The 24,037-nt window shown below is 45.2% G+C and carries 21 protein-coding genes, 1 tRNA gene and 1 riboswitch; of the genes, 9 read left to right on the top strand and 13 right to left on the bottom strand.

Annotation, left to right across the window (positions count from 1 at the left end):
* Positions 1–171 precede the first annotated feature (171 nt).
* A complete protein-coding gene (locus BMX05_RS01075) occupies positions 172–1,479 on the bottom strand; it encodes a D-amino acid dehydrogenase (protein ID WP_093308080.1) in 1,308 nt (435 codons plus the stop codon).
* A gap of 520 nt (positions 1,480–1,999) precedes the next feature.
* Here BMX05_RS01075 and BMX05_RS01080 point away from each other — a divergent pair.
* The 3 genes from BMX05_RS01080 to BMX05_RS01090 all read left to right on the top strand — a co-directional run bounded on the left by BMX05_RS01080 (position 2,000) and on the right by BMX05_RS01090 (position 6,271).
* Entirely contained in the window at positions 2,000–3,007 is a 1,008-nt protein-coding gene (locus BMX05_RS01080) for a TAXI family TRAP transporter solute-binding subunit (protein WP_093308083.1), read from the top strand.
* Between the two features lie 219 nt (positions 3,008–3,226).
* On the top strand, positions 3,227–5,818 hold the full coding sequence (locus tag BMX05_RS01085) for a TRAP transporter permease (protein WP_093308086.1): 2,592 nt from the start codon (positions 3,227–3,229) through the stop codon (positions 5,816–5,818).
* 12 nt (positions 5,819–5,830) lie between these two features.
* On the top strand, positions 5,831–6,271 hold the full coding sequence (locus BMX05_RS01090; RefSeq protein WP_093308091.1) for a universal stress protein: 441 nt from the start codon (positions 5,831–5,833) through the stop codon (positions 6,269–6,271).
* A 57-nt stretch (positions 6,272–6,328) separates the two neighbouring features.
* Here BMX05_RS01090 and ychF read toward each other — a convergent pair whose 3' ends face one another.
* The 9 genes from ychF to BMX05_RS01135 form a co-directional block, all read right to left on the bottom strand.
* Complete coding sequence (ychF, locus tag BMX05_RS01095; protein WP_093308094.1) at positions 6,329–7,420, bottom strand: redox-regulated ATPase YchF; 1,092 nt, start codon at positions 7,418–7,420, stop codon at positions 6,329–6,331.
* A 32-nt stretch (positions 7,421–7,452) separates the two neighbouring features.
* Positions 7,453–8,046, bottom strand: a complete 594-nt coding sequence (gene pth, locus BMX05_RS01100; RefSeq protein ID WP_093308097.1) for an aminoacyl-tRNA hydrolase — start codon at positions 8,044–8,046, stop codon at positions 7,453–7,455.
* A 118-nt stretch (positions 8,047–8,164) separates the two neighbouring features.
* Positions 8,165–8,764, bottom strand: coding sequence for a 50S ribosomal protein L25/general stress protein Ctc (locus BMX05_RS01105; protein WP_093308101.1), 600 nt, complete (start codon positions 8,762–8,764; stop codon positions 8,165–8,167).
* Between the two features lie 86 nt (positions 8,765–8,850).
* A complete protein-coding gene (locus BMX05_RS01110) occupies positions 8,851–9,795 on the bottom strand; it encodes a ribose-phosphate pyrophosphokinase (RefSeq protein WP_177166734.1) in 945 nt (314 codons plus the stop codon).
* 69 nt (positions 9,796–9,864) lie between these two features.
* Positions 9,865–9,939, bottom strand: a tRNA-Gln gene (locus BMX05_RS01115).
* 58 nt (positions 9,940–9,997) lie between these two features.
* Positions 9,998–10,933 (bottom strand): 4-(cytidine 5'-diphospho)-2-C-methyl-D-erythritol kinase, encoded by a 936-nt coding sequence (gene ispE / locus BMX05_RS01120; protein WP_093308104.1) that lies wholly within the window; start codon positions 10,931–10,933, stop codon positions 9,998–10,000.
* A gap of 13 nt (positions 10,934–10,946) precedes the next feature.
* Positions 10,947–11,447: a low molecular weight protein-tyrosine-phosphatase gene (locus BMX05_RS01125; protein ID WP_218138956.1), complete on the bottom strand. Its 501-nt coding sequence runs from the start codon at positions 11,445–11,447 to the stop codon at positions 10,947–10,949.
* Between the two features lie 84 nt (positions 11,448–11,531).
* Positions 11,532–12,017 carry an FKBP-type peptidyl-prolyl cis-trans isomerase gene (locus tag BMX05_RS01130; RefSeq protein ID WP_093308106.1) on the bottom strand — a complete coding sequence of 162 codons (486 nt, stop codon included), beginning with the start codon at positions 12,015–12,017 and terminating at the stop codon, positions 11,532–11,534.
* A gap of 118 nt (positions 12,018–12,135) precedes the next feature.
* On the bottom strand, positions 12,136–12,546 hold the full coding sequence (locus BMX05_RS01135; RefSeq protein WP_093308109.1) for a hypothetical protein: 411 nt from the start codon (positions 12,544–12,546) through the stop codon (positions 12,136–12,138).
* Positions 12,547–12,673: 127 nt separating this feature from the next.
* Between BMX05_RS01135 and BMX05_RS01140 the strand changes: the two genes are divergently transcribed.
* On the top strand, positions 12,674–13,345 hold the full coding sequence (locus BMX05_RS01140) for an energy-coupling factor ABC transporter permease (RefSeq protein WP_093308112.1): 672 nt from the start codon (positions 12,674–12,676) through the stop codon (positions 13,343–13,345).
* A gap of 43 nt (positions 13,346–13,388) precedes the next feature.
* Here the strand turns inward: BMX05_RS01140 and BMX05_RS01145 are convergent, their stop codons facing one another.
* On the bottom strand, positions 13,389–13,769 hold the full coding sequence (locus tag BMX05_RS01145; RefSeq protein WP_143051922.1) for a hypothetical protein: 381 nt from the start codon (positions 13,767–13,769) through the stop codon (positions 13,389–13,391).
* A 138-nt stretch (positions 13,770–13,907) separates the two neighbouring features.
* A riboswitch (yybP-ykoY riboswitch) is annotated at positions 13,908–14,064 on the top strand.
* A gap of 39 nt (positions 14,065–14,103) precedes the next feature.
* Here BMX05_RS01145 and BMX05_RS01150 point away from each other — a divergent pair.
* Positions 14,104–14,682 (top strand): TMEM165/GDT1 family protein, encoded by a 579-nt coding sequence (locus tag BMX05_RS01150; RefSeq protein ID WP_093308117.1) that lies wholly within the window; start codon positions 14,104–14,106, stop codon positions 14,680–14,682.
* Between the two features lie 105 nt (positions 14,683–14,787).
* Here BMX05_RS01150 and BMX05_RS01155 read toward each other — a convergent pair whose 3' ends face one another.
* Together BMX05_RS01155 and BMX05_RS01160 are read right to left on the bottom strand one after the other, a co-directional pair.
* The gene (locus BMX05_RS01155; RefSeq protein ID WP_093308118.1) at positions 14,788–15,717 is read right to left on the bottom strand and encodes an electron transfer flavoprotein subunit alpha/FixB family protein; all 930 of its coding nucleotides are present in this window, start codon (positions 15,715–15,717) and stop codon (positions 14,788–14,790) included.
* Between the two features lie 2 nt (positions 15,718–15,719).
* The gene (locus BMX05_RS01160) at positions 15,720–16,469 is read right to left on the bottom strand and encodes an electron transfer flavoprotein subunit beta/FixA family protein (protein WP_093308119.1); all 750 of its coding nucleotides are present in this window, start codon (positions 16,467–16,469) and stop codon (positions 15,720–15,722) included.
* Between the two features lie 512 nt (positions 16,470–16,981).
* Between BMX05_RS01160 and BMX05_RS01165 the strand changes: the two genes are divergently transcribed.
* The 4 genes from BMX05_RS01165 to BMX05_RS01180 all read left to right on the top strand — a co-directional run bounded on the left by BMX05_RS01165 (position 16,982) and on the right by BMX05_RS01180 (position 23,883).
* The gene (locus BMX05_RS01165; protein ID WP_093308348.1) at positions 16,982–18,619 is read left to right on the top strand and encodes an electron transfer flavoprotein-ubiquinone oxidoreductase; all 1,638 of its coding nucleotides are present in this window, start codon (positions 16,982–16,984) and stop codon (positions 18,617–18,619) included.
* Positions 18,620–18,757: 138 nt separating this feature from the next.
* On the top strand, positions 18,758–19,582 hold the full coding sequence (locus tag BMX05_RS01170; protein WP_177166735.1) for a glycerophosphodiester phosphodiesterase family protein: 825 nt from the start codon (positions 18,758–18,760) through the stop codon (positions 19,580–19,582).
* Positions 19,583–19,629: 47 nt separating this feature from the next.
* Positions 19,630–20,736: an efflux RND transporter periplasmic adaptor subunit gene (locus tag BMX05_RS01175; protein ID WP_093308121.1), complete on the top strand. Its 1,107-nt coding sequence runs from the start codon at positions 19,630–19,632 to the stop codon at positions 20,734–20,736.
* Between the two features lie 9 nt (positions 20,737–20,745).
* On the top strand, positions 20,746–23,883 hold the full coding sequence (locus BMX05_RS01180) for an efflux RND transporter permease subunit (protein WP_093308122.1): 3,138 nt from the start codon (positions 20,746–20,748) through the stop codon (positions 23,881–23,883).
* The last annotated feature ends 154 nt before the right edge of the window (positions 23,884–24,037 follow it).

Raw genomic sequence — 24,037 nt, forward strand, 5'->3', positions numbered from 1 at the left:
TCGCAGGGGAGGAAGATCCCACTGCGGGTCTTATTATACTGAGGCAAATCCTGTGGTTTTTTCACACATCCTAGTCAATCTTTTCCTAGAAATGGATTTCCCCTAGGTAAAAACGCCCAAATTACAGCATATTTCATGCCAACTTCCAACCTAAGGCCGAAAGCATCTTGCTTACTTTACTAAAGCATATCGGCTCAGATCCAAACCCTCGCGATCAATTTCTAAAGGCTGTCCACTGATCACATCCGCGAGATAGCGACTTGAGCCACAACTCATAGTCCAACCCAAGGTGCCGTGCCCCGTATTTAAAAACAAATTCTTGTACTGAGTTCCGCCAATAATCGGCGTGCTATCTGGTGTCATAGGGCGCAAACCACACCAATACTCTCCTTGGCTAATATCCACCGCTTGTGGGAATAGATCTTGAATCACTTTTTCTAGGGTTTTGCGACGCTGCGGATTCAGGCTTAAATCAAAATTAGCAAGCTCTGCCATACCAGCAACCCGCACCCTTTGATCAAAGCGGGTAATGGCTACTTTGTAAGTTTCATCCATCAAAGTGGATTGAGGTGCGTGCGCATCATCGAGTAAAGGGAATGTCAGCGAATAGCCTTTCACAGGATAAATCGGTAAACGCAGACCTAAAGGTGCAAGCATATCAACAGAATAACAACCTAAAGCCACCACATATTGATCTGCAGTGAGCTTTTGGATTTGCCCTTTGGCATCTTGTACACATACGCCGTGAATGCTGTGCTGATCATATTCTAGTGCTTGAATTTGCGTGTCATACAAAAAGCGCACCCCTGCTTGTGCACACTTTTGTGCCAAGGCTTGGGTAAATAAGAAACAATCCCCTGTCTGATCCTGTGGTAAATGTAACCCACCACAAATTTTATCCTGTACTTTGGCTAAGCCAGGTTCTTGCTGTATACACTCGGCAACACTCATCCGCCGATAAGGCACGCCAAAAGCTTCTAATACCTGAATATCTTTATCCGCAGCGGCAATTTGCCGAGGATCACGAAAAACCTGCAAAGTCCCCTTGCAGCGGCCTTCATAAGGAAGATCTAACACCTGATTCAGCTCATCTAAAGCTAAACGGCTGTACTCAGCCACACGCACCATACGTGACTTATTCACTTGGTAGCGGCTTGATGTACACATAGAAAGCATTTGTAGCATCCAACGCCACTGCCGACCTTGTAGCGAGGGTTTAATTTTTAAAGGGGCATGTGTTTGCAATAACCATTTGATTGCCTTCATCGGCACGCCAGGCGCGGCCCAAGGTGAGGAATAACCAAAAGAAACTTGCCCCGCATTGGCATGGCTGGTTTCCATAGCCGCACTCGATTGACGCTCAACCAAGGTGACTTGATAGCCTCTTTGCTGCAGATACCAAGCAGAGGTCACACCAATCACGCCACCACCTAAAACAAGCACGTGTTGACCTTGTACCGAATGCTGATGTGTTGTCATTGTCGCCTCCTGTGATTTCACTTTTAGACAGAAAACTGCCGGTAGAAAAAACTTAATAGGCATAAGTCTAGATAATTTATAAAGTTTTTTTCACTTTTTATTAACCTATTATTTGCATAAAAAAATGTTTTTTAATTATTAGATAATTATTTCTACTAATAAAATAACTAACACCAGAAAATGCCTCTTTTTGAATCTTCACCTAGACGTCAAGCGTCATTTAGGTACATTTTGCTATTTGCCAGTGCTTTTACATCTCGATCTAAAAATTGGCGCAATCTTTGCATAATTTAGGTTTACTTGTTGCATATCAGGGATATGCAGACCCAAGTGGTTTCGCTCATCTCTAGGTGTGGTATGCTGTAGAACTTTAAGGACTTAAAGCGAGTGTAGACAAACCAAACGCCCAAAGGCTGGTTGCACTTTCTACAAAGTACTTAAATAGCGCGCACTTTCACTCATGGAAGCAAGCACACCGTCTGGCTGGCGGTCTCTTTTTTTGATCTAGGAGTAGGAACTTATGTCCGTATTACAACAACCAAAGACGTCCCTAGGTAAAGCCAAAAAATCGACCCTAATAAGCGCCCTACTTGCGGCAAGTTTGGGTTTGGGCGCAGCACAAGCAAGCGCACAAGAGTTTGTCACTATAGGTACAGGTGGGGTCACAGGCGTTTATTACCCAACTGGGGGCGCTATTTGCCGCTTGTTGAATAAAGGCAAGAAAGAACATGGTATCCGTTGTTCAGTGGAATCGACTGGCGGTTCTGCGTACAACATTAATACCATACGTGCTGGTGAGTTAGATCTTGGGGTTGCCCAATCAGATGTACACTACAACGCTTACTATGGTAAAGAGCAGTTTGCTGATGCTGGTGAATTTAAAGAACTACGTTCAGTGTTCTCCATGCACCCTGAAGCCTTTACCGTAGTTGCACGCAAAGATGCCAATGCCACTGAGTTCGATCAGTTAGAAGGTAAGCGCGTGAATGTAGGCAACCCAGGTTCTGGTCAGCGCGCGACCATTGAAGTCCTCTTAGCAGCAAAAAATAAATCAACTGAAGTCTATTCCCTAGCGGCTGAGCTAAAAGCTTCGGAAATGTCTAGTGCTTTGTGTGACAACAAAATTGATGCCATGGTCTATGTTGTTGGTCACCCAAGCGGTTCTATCAAAGAAGCGACCACCTCTTGTGATAGTACCCTAGTGAATGTCAGTGGCGAGGTCGTTGATAAACTGGTTGCTGAGTTCCCTTACTATCGTAAAGCGACGATTCCAGGCGGCACTTACGCAGGGAACCCAGAAGATGTCCACACCTTCGGGGTTGGTGCCACTATTGTCACTTCAGCAAATGCTTCCGAAAAAGTGATCTATGAGCTTGTTAAGGCGGTCTTTGAAGACTTTGATACCTTTAAGCGCTTGCACCCAGCTTTCGCACAACTGAAAAAAGAAGAAATGGTCTCCGCCAGCTTAACCGCACCTTTACACCCAGGTGCCGAGAAGTACTATCGTGAAGCCGGCTTAATTAAGTAAAATCTTCTTTGCGGAAAGCCGCGTTTTTAAGGGCTGTCTATTAGGCTGCGTAAGCGACTAAAGACAGTCCTTTTTTATTGATTCTCGTCGTCAACAGCTGCTAGCGCCTGTGATTCCCTTTATACTTAACTACTTTAGCGACCTAGAGAAGTCGTCTGCTCACAAAGGATATGACAGATGTAAAACCTGATAAATTTTATCACCTAAGGGTAATACACTATGGATAATAATAAAGACAATCCCTCAAACACAGACTTGCAGGATGAATTGCAACAAATGCTGCAAGCGGATAGTGGCGCACGCTCTCCGGCTGGTTGGTCAGGCAAACTCCTGTTTTTGGTTCCTTTAATTTGGTCCCTCTTTCAGCTTTGGTATGCGTCACCTTTTTCTTTGTTAAATTCGACTAAAGCACGTGCTATTCACTTGATGTTTGCCGTCTTTCTTGCCTTCACTGCTTATCCCGCATTTAAACGCTCCCCACAGCAATATATTCCTTGGCAAGATTGGCTATTTGCACTGTTAGGCGCTTTTAGTGCCGGTTATTTGTTTTTATTCTACGAAGGCCTCGCCATGCGTCCTGGGAATCCCACGGATTATGATTTGATCTTCGCGGGCATTGGTTTGGTGCTACTTCTAGAAGCGACAAGACGCGCCCTAGGCCCTCCTTTAATGATAGTGGCTAGCGTCTTTTTAACCTATACCCTCTTTGGGCCTTATTTTCCTGATGTGATTGCACACCAAGGCGCAAGTCTACAAAAGTTGCTGACGCACCAATGGCTCACCACAGAAGGGGTTTTCGGGGTTGCGGTGAGTGTTTCAGCAAGCTTTGTTTTCTTATTTGTTCTTTTTGGTGCCTTGCTAGAAAAAGCAGGTGCAGGCAATTACTTTATTCAGGTGGCCTTTTCTATGTTGGGTCATATGCGCGGTGGCCCTGCCAAAGCCGCGGTTGTGGCTTCTGGATTATCCGGCATTATCTCGGGTTCCTCGATTGCCAATGTGGTCACAACAGGTACTTTTACCATTCCATTAATGAAACGCGTCGGTTTTCCTGGTACGAAAGCCGGTGCCGTAGAAGTCGCCTCCTCAACCAATGGTCAACTCACCCCACCGATCATGGGTGCTGCCGCCTTTTTGATGGTTGAGTATGTGGGTATTTCTTACCTAGAAGTGATCAAGCACGCGATCTTACCTGCTTTAATTTCTTACATTGCCTTAATTTACATCGTCCACCTCGAAGCAGTTAAAGCTGGTATGCAAGGTCTACCGCGTAAGCAAGCTTCTTCTTGGACACGTACCTTATTTAGCTTTTTAACCACCTTTATTATCCTTGGTGTCCTGACTTTGGTGGTTTACTACGGTATTGGTTGGAGTAAAGCTTATCTAGGGAGTGCCGCTTTACCTGTGATTATGCTGGTCTTGTTAGCAACCTATATTGGTTTAGTCGCTTATGCGTGTCATTTCCCCGCCTTAGCCATGGATGACCCAGAGCGTCCCCTTGATGAACTTCCCCCTTTAGGCCCCACCGTTAAATCCGGTTTGTATTACCTATTGCCGGTTGTCGTGCTGGTATGGTGTTTAACTGTGGAGCGTTTCTCACCTGGCTTATCCGCATTTTGGGCCACGGTATTTATGATTTTTATTGTGCTCACACAACGCCCCTTACTTGCTTACTTCCGTGCACAGGCGCAAGGACACACCCTAGGCAACACTTGGCAACACAGTCTACGCCAAGGTGTGTTAGAGCTTATCGAAGGCCTAGTAACAGGTGCGCGCAATATGATTGGCATCGGGGTCGCAACAGCGGCTGCAGGGATTGTCGTAGGGACAGTGACACTCACTGGGATTGGCCTTGTGATGACAGAGTTCGTCGAATACATTTCCGGCGGTAGTGTACTGACGATGCTAATTATGACGGCCATTATCAGCCTGATCCTTGGTATGGGCCTACCAACTACCGCCAATTATATTGTCGTTTCTACGCTGATGGCGCCTGTAATTGTCAATTTAGGCGCTGAAAATGGTTTGATCGTTCCTTTAATCGCAGTTCACTTATTTGTGTTTTACTTTGGCATTTTGGCTGATGATACCCCACCGGTAGGCCTAGCTGCGTTTGCTGCAGCGGCGATTGCCAAAGCTGATCCTATTAGAACGGGTGTGCAGGGTTTTACTTATGATATACGAACTGCCATCTTGCCTTTTATGTTTATCTACAACACTAATCTTTTGTTGATCGATATTCATAGTCTATGGGAATTAGGCTTAACCATTTTAGGGGCTGTCAGCGCCATGCTGATTTTCGCCGCAGCGACCCAAGGTTACTGGTTAGTAAAAAATCGCTGGTGGGAAACGCTGGCTTTACTTCTAATCGCCTTCACCTTATTTCGCCCTGGTTTTTGGTGGGATGACATTTATCCACCCCTCAACCAAATCAGCGCACAACAAATTTACCAAGCCGCTGAACAAATCCCCGAAGGTCAACCTTTGCGTATGCTTGTAGAAGGTGAAAATATTGATGGTGATCTTGTCAGTAAGCATATTTTGCTACCTTTAGAAGGCACGGGAAGCGGCGAACAGCGTCTTGCACAAGCGGGGCTTAATCTGTATTTCGAAGGCGCACAAGTTAAAGTAGAAAGTGTGGAATTTAGCAGTCCTGCGGCAAATTTAGGCATCGACTTTGATTGGGAAATTCTATACTTGGAAGAAGAAAGCCAACGGCCAGCAAAGGAATGGATGATGTTACCCGCCTTTATGCTATTAGCTTTATTGGCTTGGTTACAAAGTCGTCGCTTATTAGCGAACCGCCCATCCTAAGAAGGTGATCTTATGTTTAAACATATTCTTGTGCCCCTTGATTTAGATGAGCCAGAATTTGCTGCTTTGACCCTGCACGCAGCCAGTGTACAGGCTCAAGATCAGCAAGCCTGTTTATATCTGCTGAGCGTTTTACCAGGTTTTGGCTCACCTTTAGTCGCAGGCTACTTCCAGCGTTTTGATTTTGATGCCTTAATTCAAGAAGCCCAGCAAAAGCTGCAAACACTAATAGAAGCGCATTTACCTGCACCCTTGCAAGCAAAAATCAAACGCCAGTGTGTGGTAGAAGGCACCCCACATAAGGAGATTTTAGCTGCTGCTGCTAAATGGCCTATTGACTTGATTGTCATGTCTAGCCATAACCAAGATGCTATGGAACGCTTTTTCCTTGGTTCAGTGGCTGCCCGTACTTTGGAACGTGCCCATACGTCTGTGTTGGTGATTCGCCATTAAAATCAATTCATTCAACTAGGTGCTTGAGGCTGCGTGTTGCGCAGCCTCAAAGACTGCTTATACGTTGAAACGGAAGTGAATTACATCCCCATCTTGCACCACATAATCTTTACCTTCTAAACGCCATTTGCCTGCTTCTTTTGCGCCTTGTTCGCCTTTAAAGTTGACATAATCATCATAGGCAATAACTTCAGCGCGGATAAAGCCTTTCTGGAAATCTGTATGAATCACCCCAGCAGCTTCTGGCGCGCTCGCGCCTTGTCTAACCGTCCAAGCACGGACTTCTTTGACGCCAGCAGTAAAATAAGTTTGCAAGCCAAGTAACTGATAACCAGCACGAATCACGCGATCTAAGCCTGGCTCTTGCATACCTAAATCTTCTAAAAATAGGTTACGTTCTTCTTCATCAAGCTCGGCAATTTCGGCTTCTAGCTTATTGCATACAGGTACGACAAGCGCGCCTTCTTCGGCGGCAATTTCTTCGACAATACGCAAATAAGGGTTATTTTCAAAGCCGTCTTCGTTGACATTGGCAATGTACATCGTAGGTTTCAGCGTCAAAAATCCATAACTACGTAAAGACTTTTGTTCTTCTATCGTTAAACCGGCACTACGTAGAGGCAAACCTTCTTCTAAGTGTGGACGGATTCGCTCTAACACGGCTTTCACAGCAATGGCTTCTTTATCCCCACCTTTCGCATTACGTGCAAGCTTTTGAATACCACGCTCTACCGAGTCCAAATCAGCCAAGGCGAGCTCGATATTAATCGTTTCAATATCTGCACGCGGATCAACACGGTTTGCCACATGGATGACATTATCATTATCAAAACAACGTACAACGTGTGCAATGGCTTGGGTCTCACGAATATTGGCTAAAAATTTATTACCTAAGCCTTCACCACGTGATGCCCCCTCTACCAAGCCAGCAATATCGACAAACTCCATTGTCGTTGGCAAAATGCGTTCTGGATTGACAATCTCCGCCAACGCATCTAGACGTGGATCCGGCATAGGGACAATCCCTGTATTAGGCTCAATGGTACAAAACGGGAAGTTTTCCGCATCAATACCTGATTTAGTTAATGCATTAAAAAGTGTCGATTTACCTACATTTGGTAGGCCAACAATCCCACAGTTAAATCCCATGATTTATGATCCTCAAAATGGTCGAAAATTTTTTAGCTTTGTGCTTTAAAAGCATGTAACTGATTCATCGCCTGCGTCCACTGTCCTTTTAATACCCAAGGTAAGGCTTGATGACTGGCGGCTAGCGCTTGCTCAATCAAAGTTTGTTCGCTAGCAGGCGCCCGTTTGAGTACATGACCTGTCACTTTGTCGCTTGATCCTGGATGTCCAATACCTATACGCAAACGGTAAAAATCTTTTTGGTTGGCTAAATGCGCAATAATATCACGTAACCCATTATGACCACCGTGACCACCTGCTTGTTTAAAACGTGCAATTCCAGGCGCAAGGTCTAACTCATCATGCGCAACTAACAGGCTTGCCAACGGTAGTTTGTAAAACTTCATTAAAGCAGCCACTGCTTGGCCACTACGATTCATAAAGGTAGTAGGATTAAGCAAATGCACTTCTTGCCCATCTAGGATTATTTTGGCGTATAAACCATAAAAATTCTTATGGGGGCTTAACGAAACACCGCTTTGACGTGCTAAATTTTCAACAAACCAAGCACCTGCATTATGCCGAGTCGCTGCATACTCAGCTCCGGGATTCCCTAAGCCTATAATGGCTTTAATGGCTACTGACATACCGCACACACCTTTTTGATGAATAAACAAAAACGCCACTTAGACCTTGCTCGGTTTAAGTGGCGTATGTACTAGTTTGCTGATCAAGCCGTGCTTGATCTTACAAAATTAGCCTAGATTATTCAGCTTTTTTACCACGTGGCGAGCTCACGCTCACAACACCTGCATTGTGGTCTTCACCTTGTAGCAAGGCAGCAACTTGCGTGCCTTCTGGCAGGTTCAAGTCAGAAAGGTGCAAAATCTGACCCGCAGTGATCTCAGCGAGGTCAACTTCTAAATACTCAGGGATGCTACCTGGAGTACCAACCAATTCAACTTCGTTCAATAGACGTTGGAGTTTACCGCCTTGTGCTTTCACGCCTACACACTTCTCTTCGTTGATAAAGTGTACAGGGACGTTCACCGTCACTTTGGTGTTTTCGTCAACGCGCAAGAAATCTACGTGCAAAGACACTGGCTTGAATGGGTGGCGTTGCAAGTCTTTCATCATCACTTGCTCTTCTACACCATCAATCTTCAACGTCAATACGCTGGTGTAAATACGCTCATCAGTTTCTAGTGCACGATAGAATTCGCGCTTATCTAAAGCAATCGGCTGAGGCTGCTTGTCACCACCATAGATAATGGCAGGAATATAAACGTTACCACGACGCAGGCGGCGGCTCGCACCTTTCCCCAGGTCTTGTCGTGCTTGAGCTTCAAATACAAATTTAGACATGATGTTTCCTCATTTAGGATAAAAAACATCCAGACTCCGCGACCAGATTCTGGATGCTATATAGGCTAGCTAGTGCAGCCAAGATATTAGCGGAACATAGCGCTAATAGATTCTTCGTTACTGACACGGCGTACCGCCTCAGCTAATAAACCAGAAATCGTCAACTGACGAATTTTATTGCAACGTTTTGCTTCCGCATTCAAAGGAATGGTATCTGTAATCACGAGCTCGTCTAACAAAGAGCCACGCAGATTATCTAAAGCCGCACCTGAAAGTACAGGATGGGTTGCATAAGCGACGACGCGTTTAGCGCCATGTTTTTTCAATGCCTCTGCGGCTTTACACAAGGTTCCTGCAGTATCCACCATATCATCAACCAGCAAACAAGTGCGGTCTTTGACATCACCAATAATATGCATGACCTGTGCTTGGTTAGCTTGTGGACGGCGCTTATCAATAATAGCTAAATCTGCATCATCTAATTGTTTAGCCACTGCACGCGCACGCACGACACCGCCAACGTCTGGCGAGACCACCACGATATTTTCATAGTTTTGGCGCTGAATATCATCCAGCAAAACCGGCGAGCCATAGACATTATCGACAGGCACGCTAAAGAAGCCTTGAATTTGATCTGCATGCAAGTCCATGGTCATCACACGATCAACGCCCACAGCGGACATCATATCAGCAATCGCTTTTGCAGAGATGGGCACGCGTGCAGAACGCACTCGACGATCTTGACGCGCATAGCCAAAATAAGGAATCACTGCAGTAATCCGATGTGCAGATGCACGACGCAGTGCATCAATCATCAGAATTAATTCCATCAAATTATCATTTGTGGGCGCGCAAGTTGATTGAATCACGAAAACATCCTTACCACGGGCGTTTTCGTTAATTTCTACCGCTATTTCACCATCACTGAATTGACCTACAGTCGCATCACCGAGGCGGATATCCAGACATTCAACTACTTTACGGGCAAGCTCAGGGTTGGCATTCCCAGTAAATACCATCATCTTGGACACGCGCAGCCACCTTTAATATTGATTGGGAGGGAACAGAATTCGGCTTTCGGCATTGTTGAAGGCGCTTGTTGGCTGGGGTACCAGGATTCGAACCTGGGAATGTCGGTACCAAAAACCGATGCCTTACCACTTGGCGATACCCCATCAATGAACAAGCTTTCATCTATAGCACTTAATACAAAGCCTGAAGAGTTATCGGTTTTTATGCCTTGCCTTGAGCAACAAAGTAAGTACACGCTTGCTCATCTAACCCTGAATTTGCGAGGGTCTTTGCTAACAAAGACAATCCTGCCTGTGCCTGTGTTTGATGTGCAAAAGCAGCAAAAACACAAGCACCCGTACCCGTTAACCGAGCGGGGCAGCCTTGATTTGCTAGGCTTATTTGAGTCAATAGATCTAAGGCTAGTTTGACTTTAGGATACAAGTGACATACTAATGCTTGGCAAGCATTCTCGCCGCCTTGTTCAAGTGCGGTGCGCATTGTAATCTTTGGGCTAGAGCGCGTCAAGTTAGGGTGTTGAAATACACGCCCTGTAGCGACTTGGCAACCAGGATGTAACACAAGAAAAGACTGCGTTGCCAAATTGACAAAAGTAAGATCCTCACCGATACCTTGCGCCCAAGCATTGCGCCCATGCACAAATACAGGCACATCTGCACCTAGACTCAAGCCAATACTTGCCAACTCTGTTGTAGAAAATTGTAAACCCCACAACTGGTTAAGTGCTATTAAGGTTGCCGCAGCATTAGCACTGCCACCACCTAAACCACCACCACTGGGGATTTTTTTGTGCAAATGCACCACAAGTTTTTGCATGGAGTCAGGCGCTATTCCCCGCACCAACCCAGCCTGATAAAGCGCTTGTGCCGCACGATAGACAATATTGTTTTGCAGGGGCAAGTTCATTAAATCTTGCGTTCTCGCCAATGGCCCAGACATATGGATATCAAGCAGCTGGGTTTGTGTTATAGGCGCGGGATAAAAATCTAATTGATCTGCATAATCTAGTAATTGAAACAAAGTTTGCAACTCGTGATAACCATCATCACGACGTCCTACAATATGTAGCATGAGGTTCAGCTTTGCTGGTGCAAGTATAGAGACCAAGGGTACAGTCGAGGCAATCACATCAGGCATAAAGGCATGGTCCTTAGGGGGTTTTCACTGGCAATTTATGTTGCTTAATCAGGTACGTCAACCAAGCTTGGCTACCAATTTCCACTAAACGAACAACCTGATCAAAGCCTTGCGGACCACCATAATAAGGATCAGGCACAGCTTGATAGCCAGTTTCTGGGACTAAGCTGAGAAAAAGATCCACATGGGCATATGTTTGCGCTTGTTGCCAAGCACGCAGATGCGCTAGATTGGCTTCGTCCATTGCTAAAACATAATCAAAGGTCTGCAAATCTTGCGGTTTTACTTGGCGCGCCCTGAGGTGCGACAAATCATAGCCTGCCTTTTTTGCAGCGGCTTGTGTTCTAGCATCAGGCGCTTTGCCTATATGCCAATCTCCGGTACCTGCAGAATCCACTTGAATCACCTCTTGCAAACCTGCATTTGCCACCAATTGACGAAAAATGCCATCTGCAGTAGGCGAACGACAAATATTCCCTAAACAAACAAATAAGACTTTGATTTTTTTACTCATACATAAGTATCCACTGTTTGCCTCATCTATAACGACAAAACCCGCCAGCAATGGCGGGTTTTATTTTCTGTCATAACGATTCTATTAGTGATTCGCTAGCTCACCTTCGTGAGGATGGCCATGCGCGACTTCTTCTTGCGTACTTTCACGTACCATTTCAATGGCTACATCAAAATTCAATGTCGTACCCGCTAAAGGGTGGTTAGCATCAATGGTCACTTTTTCTGCAGCGACATCAGTGACCGTCACAATCATGGCACCACCTGGGCCTTGGGTTTGGAACTGCATACCCGGCTGAATATCATCAACCCCTTGAAAAGCAGCTTTATCTACTTCTTGCACCAGCGCATCGTTACGCTCACCGTAAGCTTGTGCAGGTTCCACTGTGACTTGCAAAGCTTCGCCAGCTTCTTTACCTAAGAGCGCATTTTCTAAACCTGGAATGATGTTGTTATGACCGTGAAGATAGTAAAGCGGCTCACCACGATCACGAGAAGAGTCTAAAACAGTACCCGCGTTATCTGTTAAAGTGTAGTGAATGCCGACTACTGAATTCGCGCTGATTTGCATAAGAGGTCCAACTTTTTGATGAATTGAGTTTTCATTGTAGCCATCCTAGCGGCTAAGCTCAAACCCAATCTGGAGACAAGCCCGCACTTTTACTTCAATCAAGACAACACCAAACAGCTTATTTTTTGACTTCGATAAACCATTTTGGCCGCATTGCTGCAAAGTCTGTACGTAGGTTTGAAGTTAAGTAACTTGCTGAGTCTAAAACAAATTCTTTACCATCTTGACGTTGAAAAACTACCCAATGCCAGAAGTTTTTCCCTTCTTTTTGATGGTGTTTAATCGCCAGTAGCGCCATGTCGGGCAAGGTTTCCCAAGCAACAAAAGGGATTTCTTGGGCTGAAGTTTGTACGCCTGCACTCGCCAGCATTTCCCTAACATAATGCGTATCTGACCATAGCGCCTGATCTTCCGCATCAATCCCCATCGCATTGGCAATTTGTTTCATTTCTGCATAGGTTTTACCTAGAATGTTAGCAACAGAGGCAATCCCACAGCCGCTTACTTCCTCTTGGATCACAGGTAACATCCGCTTTTCCTTAATCATTTCTTTGCTTGCATCCCTACTGATATACTTGTTTAGAAATTTGCACGCGAATCAGACGCCCACTTTGGGCAAAAAGACTCCATCATTCGCTCGCTGCGAGGGTTTATTTATGAGCTTTTCCCAACTATTCCCCCTCACCAGCTCTTTAATATGGGCCAATGTGTTATATGCCATGATTTTATTATGGGCTCTCTGGCACATCAATTGGCGCGAGTTGGTGCAGGATACTGGATTACAACATTTATTTTTAGGAACCAGTGTTTTCGCTATGTTGCTTTGGCAAATGCGTGCTGGGCTTTCTCCTGATATTGGCATTCATTTTCTTTTAGCCACAACCTTTACCCTCATGTTTCGCTGGCCTTTAGCACTGATTGCCACTGGCTTAGCTTTATTAGGGACTGCCTGGAGCGGTAAAACACCTTGGGATTTTTTAGGGCTTAATGGCCTGATTACTGGCGTGATTCCTGTGGTTGTGAGCCATTTTATCTGGCGTTTTGTGGATCAACGTTTACCAGATAATTATTTTGTCTTCGTATTTGCCAATGGCTTTTTTGGGAGCGCCCTTGCTGCCTTAGCCTCTGGTTTAAGCTTATTTGCCTGCCTTTGGTTGATTACCTCAAGTTATGATTTTACCCGTATGGGTGGCGAATATTTGCTATTTTTGCCCTTAGTTTTGCCACCTGAAGCTGTCGTCAATGGCATGATTATTAGCGGCTTATTAGCTTATACCCCCCATTGGGTGCGTACTTTTGACGAGCAACGTTATCTCGATAGCCAATAATCAAAGCAGCTTCCCAAGGAAGGGAGGCTGGTTTGGTTGTCCCTTATTCTTCTTCCGCAATCCCAGATATGCCTTCTAAAGCTTGGCGCACTGTCTGCGGCTGGCACGATAAGTGCGCTAAAACTTGTTCCCCCCGCTCTACAGAAATCCCTGCATCGACGGGCGCATTTTCGACTAATCGATCTACAGAAAAAAACATTCGATAGCGGGTCTTACCATTAAAAACACTTAAATCATAATAATAATGACGCCCCACACCCTTCCACTGCCAAGTAAAAGCCTGGGCTTTATTCGTCTGTAATTCAAGCTCGGCTTGTTGTAAATTCTTACCAAAGCGGTATCTAAGATGAGTCCCTAGATCTTCGACCAAGACTTGTTTTTTATTAGCAAACTGGCAATAAAAAACCTCTGTTGCCCTTGCCATACTCGTTTTCATAAATAGGCTAGTGATGAATAGAAAAAACCATAATATACGCATTATTTAATCCTGCACATGATGCTCATATCTTTGCTACTTTACTGAGCTTTAAACTTGATTTTTAATCACCTTTTTGTTATTTTTCCGACTTCATCTTAGGGGAGTAGTCGCTTAATCCAAGTGATTAAGGCTTATATCAACATCGTTGAGCCTCAGCTCATGGTATAAGCAGCTTAGCAGCCTGACGAGACCTTTGATATTAGCCTTTGTACCTTTTTAATTGGGGTCAGCTGCAAAGGTTAGTGTCAAAGCGTGTCTGTGCTGGCCCCAAGGATCCCTCATGGAAGCTTTGCTCATTTCAACCTTTTCTGTAGCCATCGCCGAAATTGGCGACAAGACCCAACTCCTCTCTTTTTTACTGATAGCCCGCTTTCGTCAACCTTGGCCCATCATTTGGGGCATTTTGGTAGCGACACTTGCCAATCACGCGGTCGCTGCTTGGTTAGGACAAAGCTTTGCCAACCTACTTACAGCAGACTGGCTCCCATGGGTGGTTGGCGCCGCCTTTATTGCTGTGGGTCTATGGGTGCTGATTCCTGACAAACTCGATGAAGAAGAGGAGTCTTCTTGGTTCAAATCAAATGCTTTTGTCGCCAGTTTGGTCTTGTTTTTTATTGCAGAAATTGGCGATAAAACCCAAATAGCGACCATTATTTTAGGCGCACAATACACCTCGTTATTGATGGTCGTGATGGGAACTACCCTAGGTATGTTAGCGGCGAATGTGCCTGTGGTGATGATGGGGCATTTAGCAGTGGATAAACTACCACTTGATTGGATTCGACGTGTTGCCAGTGCTGTTTTTATTCTTTTAGGGATTTATGTGATTATCATGGGCTTACCGCAAGCCAGCGCTTAACACATAAAATAAAACCCCCTAGTTTGATAACAACAATCTAGGGGGTTCCGCGCAATACAGACTTAAGCGAGAGCCTTGCTTAAGTCTGTTGTAACCAAAAGCGACTTAAATCTGCTGCTCTAACTGAGGCAAGACCTCAAACAAATCAGCAACCAAGCCATAGTCTGCTACTTGGAAAATAGGCGCTTCTTCGTCTTTGTTAACTGCAACAATCACTTTAGAGTCTTTCATACCGGCTAAGTGCTGAATCGCACCTGAGATACCAAAGGCAATATAAAGTTCTGGTGCGACAATCTTACCAGTTTGACCAACTTGCATATCATTAGGTACAAAGCCTGCATCAACTGCCGCACGCGAGGCACCAATCGCAGCACCGAGTTTGTCAGCCAAAGGATCCAACTTAGCGAAGTTTTCCGCTGAACCTAAACCACGACCACCGGAAATCACCACACGCGCAGCAGTTAGCTCAGGACGATCTGATTTAGCAATTTCTTCACCGACAAAGCTAGACAAGCCAGCATCTTGAGCATCTTGAGCAACCGCTTCAATGGCAGCATTACCTGTTGCGGCAACGGCATCAAAACCTGTCGCCCGTACAGTGAGGACTTTAACCGCATCACTGCTTTGTACGGTTGCAATCGCGCTACCTGCATAGATAGGACGCTTAAAGGTGTCGGCACTTTCTACACTGATGATTTCAGAGATTTGCGCAACATCCAACAAAGCAGCTACACGTGGCATCAAGTTTTTGCCATTAGTCGTTGCAGGTGCAAGTACATGCGAATAGGCTTTTGCCAAATCAGCAACCAAAGGCGCTAGATTTTCTGCAAGCTGATGATTGTAAGCGGCATGATCCGCTACCAATACTTTCGCTACACCTTCAAGCTTAGCGGCAGCTTCTGCAGCTGCTTGACAAGCTTCACCAGCAACTAATACGTGAATATCGCCACCGATTTTCTGCGCAGCCGCTACAGTATTTGCCGTTGCGGCAACTAAATCTGCATTGTGATGATCAGCAACTACTAAAATGCTCATTATTAGATCACCTTCGCTTCGTTTTTCAGTTTATCAACGAGTTCTTCCACACTAGCGACTTTAATGCCTGCTTGACGCTCTGCAGGTGGCTCAACTTTTAAAGTTGTCACTTTAGAAGCTGTATCCACACCATAATCTGCTGGTGTTTTCACTTCTAAAGGCTTCTTCTTCGCCTTCATAATATCTGGCAAACGCGCGTAACGTGGTTCATTCAAACGCAAGTCTACGGTCACCACGGCAGGCAATTTAAGCTGTAGCTTTTGCAAACCGCCATCGATTTCACGTACGAGATTGAGTTGCTCACCTTCAATGGCCACTTCAGAAGCATAAGTCCCTAAAGACATACCCGCTAAAGCAGAAAGCATTTGCCCAGTTTGGTTGTTGTCCGTATCAATGGACTGTTTGCCTAAAAGCACTAAACCCGGTTGTTCATCAGCAACCACCTTGTTGAGCAACTTGGCAACTGCGAGAGAGTCTAGCGCTTCGTCGGTTTCGATCAAAATACCGCGATCTGCACCCAATGCCATAGCGGTACGCATTTGCTCTTCGGATTTTTTGGGGCCGATAGAGACAACGACGATTTCCGTCGCCACGCCTTTCTCTTTCAAGCGTACTGCTTCTTCTACGGCGATTTCACAGAAGGGATTCATCGCCATTTTAACATTGGTTAAATCGACATCAGACTGGTCTGCTTTAACACGCACTTTGACGTTGTAGTCAACGACTCGCTTAACAGCAACAAGAACCTTCATAGATTCCTCGTCTTCCTAGTTGGTGGGTGGACATGGACTCGTATTTGCGCCACACCTTGTTGTATGCAAACACCCTAACGGGCGCTCGAAAAACTGCGTCCCGCACAATAATGACCACAATGCGAGTTTAGGTCAAATTTCATACTAAACTCACCAGTCACATTTTTTACTTTGCTCGGTTTGGTCCTAGAGATAAGGTAAGCCTCTGCCTTTACCCCTAGGTATCCTGATATACTGCAATTGTTACACCTTGGTCATTGTCTCTAGCCTGCTTTAATATACGCGCGACTGAATGATCAAGGCCCAATGACCTTACCTTGTGAAGCTGGGTCACTGCAAGTGATCTGCCCAAGGTCTAGGCAAGAAAATTTCAAGCAAGATTTGACACCTATGCCAATTTGCATAATATGAGGCATAAGGCAACGAAAAGCAAACGACCGTTTAAAAATAATAAGACTTGTGGTCTTACTTACCAAGCATGAGGAGCACCCACTGTGGAAGAAAGAGATGTAATGGAATTTGATGTAGTCATCGTAGGCGCGGGCCCTGCGGGTTTAGCTGCAGCCTGTCGCTTGATGCAACAGGCCAATGAGCAAGGCCAAGAATTCAGTGTCTGCTTAGTAGAGAAAGGTTCCGAAGTTGGCGCACATATTCTTTCTGGCGCAGTGATAGAGCCTCGCGCCCTCAATGAATTATTCCCTAATTGGCAAGAGCTAGGTGCGCCTTTAAATGTTAGCGTGACAGAAGACCAAGTCTTTTTGCTAAAAGATGAGCAAAATGCACAAAAATTACCTAACGCACTTGTGCCACAGACGATGCACAACGAAGGCAATTATATTGTGAGCTTGGGGAATTTCTGCCGTTGGTTAGGACAGCAAGCAGAAGATCTTGGTGTAGAAATTTTTCCAGGTTTTACCGCACGTGAGGTCCTCTATGATGATAAAGGGCGTGTTGTCGGTATTTTAACTGGTGCGATGGGCATTGGTGCTGACGGCGAGCAGAAAGATTCCTACGTACCCTCCATGGAACTCCGCGCTAAATACACCTTGTTTGCAGAAGGTTGCCGTGGCCACCTAGGGAAAGAATTAATTAACAAATACAACTTGGACCAAGGCTGTGATCCTCAGCATTATGGCATTGGTATCAAAGAGTTGTGGGAGATTGATCCAAGCAAACATCAAGAAGGCTTGGTCGTTCATGGCTCGGGTTGGCCACTCACAGGAGATACCCACGGTGGTTTCTTCCTCTATCATGATGAAAGCAACCAAGTAGAAATCGGCTTAATTGTTGATTTATCTTATTCTAACCCGCACTTGTCGCCTTTTGATGAATTCCAACGCATGAAGCACCATCCGGTGATCAAGCAATATCTGGAAGGCGGCAAGCGTATTTCTTATGGCGCGCGAGCCATTACCAAAGGGGGCTTAAACTGTCTGCCGAAAATGACTTTCCCCGGCGGTTTATTGATTGGTTGCGATGCAGGCACTCTCAACTTTGCCAAAATCAAAGGCGTACACACAGCCATGAAATCCGCGATGCTAGCGGCAGAAACCGTCTTTGATGCCATCAGCCAAGGGGATCAGGGCGCACAAATTCTTAGCGACTTCACCCAACGTTGGCAAGCTTCTTGGGCCTATGAAGAATTGCAAAGATCACGTAACTTCGGTCCTGCAATGCACAAATTTGGTACCTTCCTTGGTGGTGCTTTCAATTTCTTGGATCAAAATATTTTCGCCGGCCATTTACCTTTTACCTTACATGATCGCACTCCAGACCATGCCAAGTTAAAACCTGCAGATGTTTGCCAACCGATTGATTACCCTAAACCTGATGGCAAATTAAGCTTTGATAAACTGTCTTCTGTCTTCCTTGCCAATGTCAGCCATGAAGAGGATCAACCTTGCCACTTGCGCTTAACCGATCCTGAGCTGCCACTACGTGATAACTTGCCTACCTATAACGAACCGGCACAACGTTATTGTCCTGCAGGCGTTTATGAAGTCGTCACAGATGAAGACGGTCAAGCACGCTTCCAAATTAACTTTTCTAACTGTGTTCACTGTAAAACTTGTGATATTAAAGATCCTGCCCAAAATATCACTTGGGTGACCCCAGAAGGGGCTGGCGGTCCAAACTACCCGAATATGTAATAGGTCACTAGAAAATCAATCACGGGAGCGCAAGCTCCCGTTTTTGTATCAAGTTTGTTACGCAAATCACCCTTGTCTCTTTAATAAAAGGCGCTAGTATAAAAGCCGTTTTTTCACTTTTATCAAATGAGGCACTTCATGCGCCTGCCGCCTACCTCCGAGTTTTACCAAAGCTGCGTCCAGCTGTTTTGGCCTCTGCATGCTACCGCTGTTATTGCACACCGTGGATTAAGCGCACAAGCGCCAGAAAATACTCTCTTGAGTGTGCAAGAAGCTGCAGCCGCCGGCGCACACTTAGTGGAAGTGGATGTACAACTGAGTGCGGATGGCGTCCCTGTGATCTTTCATGATGAGACCTTGACGCGTATTTGTCAGCGTCCACAAGGCGTCCACGAATTCACTTATGCACAATTACAAGCTTTCGATTATGGCACTTGGTTCAATGGCCAAGCCCAATCTTTGCTAAGCTTAGAGACCTTATTGGCTTATGCACAACAAGCCCAGCTTGCACTTAATTTAGAACTCAAAGCCGCTATTCAACATCCAGCAATTCGGTGGCAACAAGCGTTGGCTCCCTTATTGCATCAATATGCGCACTTACCTCTGGTTTTTTCTAGTTTTGATTGGTCTTTACTTGAGCTTTGCCAAGCGCTGTGGCCACACTACCCACGTGCCGCTTTAATAGAAAATTTACATGCCGACGAATTACAAAAAATTGCTGCTTATCCCTGTCATTTTGCTGCCATTCATACAGATTGGTGCCAGTTAACACCTGATGTGGCCCATAAAACACGTGCTCTAGGCTGGTCCTTGGCCACTTATACTTGTAACCATCCAACAGCTATCCAAAGTTTGCTACAAGCTGGTGTACAGGCTGTCTTTACTGACGATGTACGACTTTGGTCTAGAGATCAACCCATATTCCCCCATCATCAGAACCAAACCCTCGCTGCTTTTGCATAGAATCCATCTTGGTGCGTCTTTTAAGTTCATTAGTAAGGATACGTCTTATGCGCATGGCACCTCATCAGCTTACAGCTTTTATTTTATTGATTTTAATTGGTTTATGGATGGCACAAGGTGAAGTACGGCGTCCTTTTGCAGCGGCACTAACTCAAGCGAAACCAACCTCCTCCCAACCGCAAGTGCAAATTATCCAAGCACAACCACAAGCCATTCATCCTCAACTGACTTTGCAAGCCCAAGTAGAAGCTTGGCGTCATGTCCAACTGAAAGCCCAATGGAGCGCACCTGTCACTGAGATTTGGGCAAAAAAAGGACAAGACCTCGCCTCAGGGGAAGCTATTTTGCACTTAGAGGCACAGGACTTACCTTGGCAACTTGAGCAAGCACGCGCCCAACTTGTCAGTGCGCGCCTCGATCTACAGGCGACCCAATCCTTAGCCAAGCAAGCCTATCAAGCCCACAATCAAATCAGTGCGCATCAAGCACAAGTCCAAGCCGCACAAGCACAGGTAGCCCGTATAGAGCAGCAGATTCAAAAGCTCACTCTCAGTGCGCCTTTTGATGGTTATCTTGATCAGCTGCATGTAGAAATTGGAGACTTTGTCGATGTTGGCCAAGTCATCGCTGATTATCTGGATCTTAGCCAAGTGAAACTCACCGCTTATTTACCGCAAACACAACAAGCGGGTATTGAGCTAGGTACCCCAGCACGCGTCCATTTTAACGCCTTGCCAACACAAGTTTTTGATGCCCAAGTGGATTGGATTGCCAGCGAAGCCCATCCAAGTACCCATGCGTATGCCATCGAAGTCCACCTACCACATCCACAAACTTCAGCACGTTTAGTCGGTTCCACCGCTAGTCTGGATTTATTACTACCTGCGCAAACAGCCTATTGGGTGCCGAGAAATGCACTTAGCCTACACGAAGGGCACTTATATGTGCATTATGTCGATGATCAGCAAAGACTAGAGCGTCTCCAAGCACAATTAGTCCGTACACAAAGCCAAGGAGTCTGGGTTAGCTTGCCTGAGTTAACCCAAGCCCAGTCGTTACAATTAGTGGTTCTTGGGCAACACCTCGCTTCCTTAGGCACCCAAGTCATACCTCAAATTGCTAACCTGCCTGCCTTCACGCCTGAGCTACCATAGGAACTGAGTATGTCGACCTTGATTGCTGCGGCCATGCATTACAGCCGCACAACGCTATTAATTCTTCTATTTTTATTAATCGGCGGTTTTATTGCTGTTCAGAAAATTCCTAAGGAAGCCAATCCAGATGTCGCTATCCCATTAATTTATATTTCGATTCCTTATGAGGGTATTTCCCCAGAAGATGCAGTACGTTTATTATTACGCCCAATGGAAAAAGAGCTGCAAAGTATTGAAGGCGTTAAAGAGATGCGCTCTTTAGGCAGTGAGGGACATGCCTCAATTACGTTAGAATTTAATGCAGGTTTTGATAGTCAACAAGCCTTGCAAGATGTACGCGAAAAAGTCGATACCGCAAAAACCAAGCTTCCTGCAGCCACAGAAGAGCCGAGTATTCATGAAATCAATGTCGCCTTATTTCCCGTAATTAATATTGCCTTAAGTAGTGATTTAGCTGAAACACAAATATTACAATTAGCCCGTCAGCTCAAAAATGATTTAGAAGGTTTATCAGGTGTCTTAGAAGTTGAGATTGGTGGTGAACGCGAACATTTAATGGAGATTCTGATTGATCCGCAAAAACTAGAAACTTATCAACTTGATTTTGCAAAAATTCTACAGCACATTAGCAGTAATAACCAGCTCGTTGCTGCCGGTGCGATTGAAGCCCTTGATGGCCGCCAAGTGATTAAAGTGCCTGGGGTAGTCGAAGATTTAGAGGATATGTTAAATATGCCGCTTGCCTCTTATCAAGGGCAAGTACTGCATTTTCGCGATATCGCACAATTAAGTAATACTTTTAAAGATCCGCAAAGTTTCGCACGAGTCAATCAACAACCTGCGTTAGTCCTTAGTGTTAAAAAGAAGGTAGGTGCTAATATTATTGCAACCTTGGAAGAGGTGCGTACACTTGTACAAGCTCACCAAAGTTTATGGCCTGCCGGTCAAGTTCAAGTTGCTTATTTACTTGATCAGTCCAAAATCATTCACACTATGCTCAAAGACCTCTTTAATAATGTATTAAGTGGGGTTATTTTAGTGATGCTAGTTGTTTTAGCCACTATGGGATTTAAATCCTCTTGGTTAGTTGGTCTAGCGATTCCTAGTTCATTTTTAACTGGCATCTTTATTTTATATTGGATGGGAATTACGCTCAATATTGTGGTTTTATTTAGCTTGATTCTTGTCGTAGGGATGCTGGTTGATGGGGCAATTGTAGTCATTGAATTAGCAGACCGCAAAATGCAAACTGGTACCCATGCACGACAAGCCTTTACTTATGCAGCCTCACGCATGGCGTGGCCTGTGATTACTGCGACCGCTACCACCCTTGTGGTCTTTATGCCACTGTTATTTTGGCCAGGTGTTGTTGGTGAGTTTATGAGCTACCTTCCTTTAAGCGTGCTCATTTGCTTAAGTGCTTCCTTATTTATGGCACTAATTTTTATCCCCGTACTAGGTGGTGTACTCAGTCAATCCCCAACTTCTACTCAAGTCACTACGCCATCAGGCGCACACCTCGCCACTCATTCTACAGACGCACATCCTTGGCAGTTACCTGCTGGTGCTTTTAATCAAGCTTACCGCACTATTTTAACCTCTTTACTTGCTCACCCTTGGAAAACTTTTTTCGTTTCCCTGTTCTTTTTGCTAGCGACTTATGTCGCGTATGGCGTCTGGGGGAAAGGGGTGGAGTTTTTTCCTGAAGTCGATCCAGATAATGTTTTGGTACGTCTACATGCGCGTGGCGATTTATCAATTCAGCAAAAAGATGCCCTCTTAGCGCAGGTAGAAGCGCGCATTGCGCCTGTCCCCTATATTCGTTCTCTCTATGCACGCAGCTTTCAAGCACCCAGCGGGGAAATGGCCGAAGATGTGATTGCGGAAATTCAAGTTGAACTTGTCGATTGGCAAGAACGTCCGCGCGCACAAGTGATTCTTGCCGAATTTGAGCGTTTAACTCAGGATATGGCGGGGTTTGAATTGGAATTTCGGCAAGCAGAAGAAGGCCCAGTCCAAGGAAAACCGATTCAAGTCGAGGTTAGCGCTTTAAATACCACGTCCTTATATACCAGTGTGCACAAGGTGCGCCAGCTGATGCAAGAACTCGGTGGTTTTATCAGTGTAGAAGACAACCGTCCCTTACCTGGAATTGAATGGCGGTTACAAGTTGATCGCTCTGAAGCCATGCGTTACCAAGCGGATGTTGCCTTAATTGGACAAAGCATTCAATTGATGACTCAAGGGATTAAACTCAGCGACTTCCGCCCTGATTATGCTGATGACGAGGTAGATATTCGTTTGCGTTATCCTGCAACAGAGCGTCATCTAGATGCTCTGATGCAAATGCAAGTTCATACCCCTGTAGGACGCGTCCCCTTAAGCCATTTTGTACACTTGGAACCTGCACCCAAGGTAGGCAATATTCATCGCACCCAAGGACGTCAAGTGATTAAAGTGCAAGCAGATGCAGCTCAAGGTTATTTAGTGAGCGAACGCGTGCAAGCCTTAGCTCAGGCTTTTAGTCAACACAATTGGCCCGCAGATATTAAACTTAATTTTAAAGGTGAAGATGAACAGCAGCAAGAAACGGCTGATTTTTTAAGCACAGCTTTTGGAGTCGCATTATTTTTAATGCTATTGATTTTAGTGACTCAATTTAATAGCTTATATCAAGCCTGTTTAGTCTTATCTGCCATTGTATTTTCTACAGCAGGCGTTTTATTAGGATTGTTAATCACTGGGCAAGCCTTTGGTGTGGTGATGGTTGGCGTTGGCATTATTGCATTAGCAGGTATTGTAGTGAATAACAATATTGTTTTAATTGATACTTATCGAGAATTAAGACAATTACATCCGCCACCCCAAGCAGCACTTATTACCGGTAGCGTGCGTTTGCGTCCAGTATTATTAACTGCAGGTACCACGATTTTAGGTTTAATGCCAATGGTGCTGGGTATGAACCTAGATATACTTGAGGCACAAATCGACCTTGGTGCACCTTCAACCCAATGGTGGACTCAGCTAGCAAGTGCGATTGCTGGTGGTTTAGCTTTTGCCACTTTATTAACTTTATTTTTAACACCTGCCCTTTTAGTGTTGGGAGAAAGCTTATTCAGTCAGTCAAGTGCTGCACCTTCATCCTAGGGATGGCATTTTAAATAAAAAGAATAAGCAGGGCCTATGGACAAGGTATGACAAAAGATGCGCTCACATTATAAAAAAATCGTCTAATCTCATTCAATGAGAGGCAGGTTTCTAAAGCATTACTGGAAATCTAGCCAATATTTATGAGAATATT

This window comes from Allopseudospirillum japonicum, assembly GCF_900108915.1.
Taxonomy (GTDB): Bacteria; Pseudomonadota; Gammaproteobacteria; order Pseudomonadales; family Halomonadaceae; genus Pseudospirillum; species Pseudospirillum japonicum.

Bases quoted from the DNA above. Each gene is read 5' to 3' on its own strand.
- BMX05_RS01160 (WP_093308119.1), bottom strand. From the start codon at position 16,469: ATGAAGGTTCTTGTTGCTGTTAAGCGAGTCGTTGACTACAACGTCAAA.
- BMX05_RS01130 (WP_093308106.1), bottom strand. From the start codon at position 12,017: ATGCAAATCAGCGCGAATTCAGTAGTCGGCATTCACTACACTTTAACA.
- BMX05_RS01105 (WP_093308101.1), bottom strand. From the start codon at position 8,764: ATGTCTAAATTTGTATTTGAAGCTCAAGCACGACAAGACCTGGGGAAA.
- BMX05_RS01170 (WP_177166735.1), top strand. From the start codon at position 18,758: ATGCGCCTGCCGCCTACCTCCGAGTTTTACCAAAGCTGCGTCCAGCTG.
- BMX05_RS01125 (WP_218138956.1), bottom strand. From the start codon at position 11,447: ATGAGTAAAAAAATCAAAGTCTTATTTGTTTGTTTAGGGAATATTTGT.
- BMX05_RS01155 (WP_093308118.1), bottom strand. From the start codon at position 15,717: ATGAGCATTTTAGTAGTTGCTGATCATCACAATGCAGATTTAGTTGCC.
- BMX05_RS01180 (WP_093308122.1), top strand. From the start codon at position 20,746: ATGTCGACCTTGATTGCTGCGGCCATGCATTACAGCCGCACAACGCTA.
- BMX05_RS01080 (WP_093308083.1), top strand. From the start codon at position 2,000: ATGTCCGTATTACAACAACCAAAGACGTCCCTAGGTAAAGCCAAAAAA.
- BMX05_RS01135 (WP_093308109.1), bottom strand. From the start codon at position 12,546: ATGTTACCTGTGATCCAAGAGGAAGTAAGCGGCTGTGGGATTGCCTCT.
- BMX05_RS01090 (WP_093308091.1), top strand. From the start codon at position 5,831: ATGTTTAAACATATTCTTGTGCCCCTTGATTTAGATGAGCCAGAATTT.
- BMX05_RS01145 (WP_143051922.1), bottom strand. From the start codon at position 13,769: ATGGCAAGGGCAACAGAGGTTTTTTATTGCCAGTTTGCTAATAAAAAA.
- ychF (WP_093308094.1), bottom strand. From the start codon at position 7,420: ATGGGATTTAACTGTGGGATTGTTGGCCTACCAAATGTAGGTAAATCG.
- BMX05_RS01175 (WP_093308121.1), top strand. From the start codon at position 19,630: ATGCGCATGGCACCTCATCAGCTTACAGCTTTTATTTTATTGATTTTA.
- BMX05_RS01075 (WP_093308080.1), bottom strand. From the start codon at position 1,479: ATGACAACACATCAGCATTCGGTACAAGGTCAACACGTGCTTGTTTTA.
- BMX05_RS01165 (WP_093308348.1), top strand. From the start codon at position 16,982: ATGGAATTTGATGTAGTCATCGTAGGCGCGGGCCCTGCGGGTTTAGCT.
- BMX05_RS01150 (WP_093308117.1), top strand. From the start codon at position 14,104: ATGGAAGCTTTGCTCATTTCAACCTTTTCTGTAGCCATCGCCGAAATT.
- BMX05_RS01085 (WP_093308086.1), top strand. From the start codon at position 3,227: ATGGATAATAATAAAGACAATCCCTCAAACACAGACTTGCAGGATGAA.
- pth (WP_093308097.1), bottom strand. From the start codon at position 8,046: ATGTCAGTAGCCATTAAAGCCATTATAGGCTTAGGGAATCCCGGAGCT.
- ispE (WP_093308104.1), bottom strand. From the start codon at position 10,933: ATGCCTGATGTGATTGCCTCGACTGTACCCTTGGTCTCTATACTTGCA.
- BMX05_RS01140 (WP_093308112.1), top strand. From the start codon at position 12,674: ATGAGCTTTTCCCAACTATTCCCCCTCACCAGCTCTTTAATATGGGCC.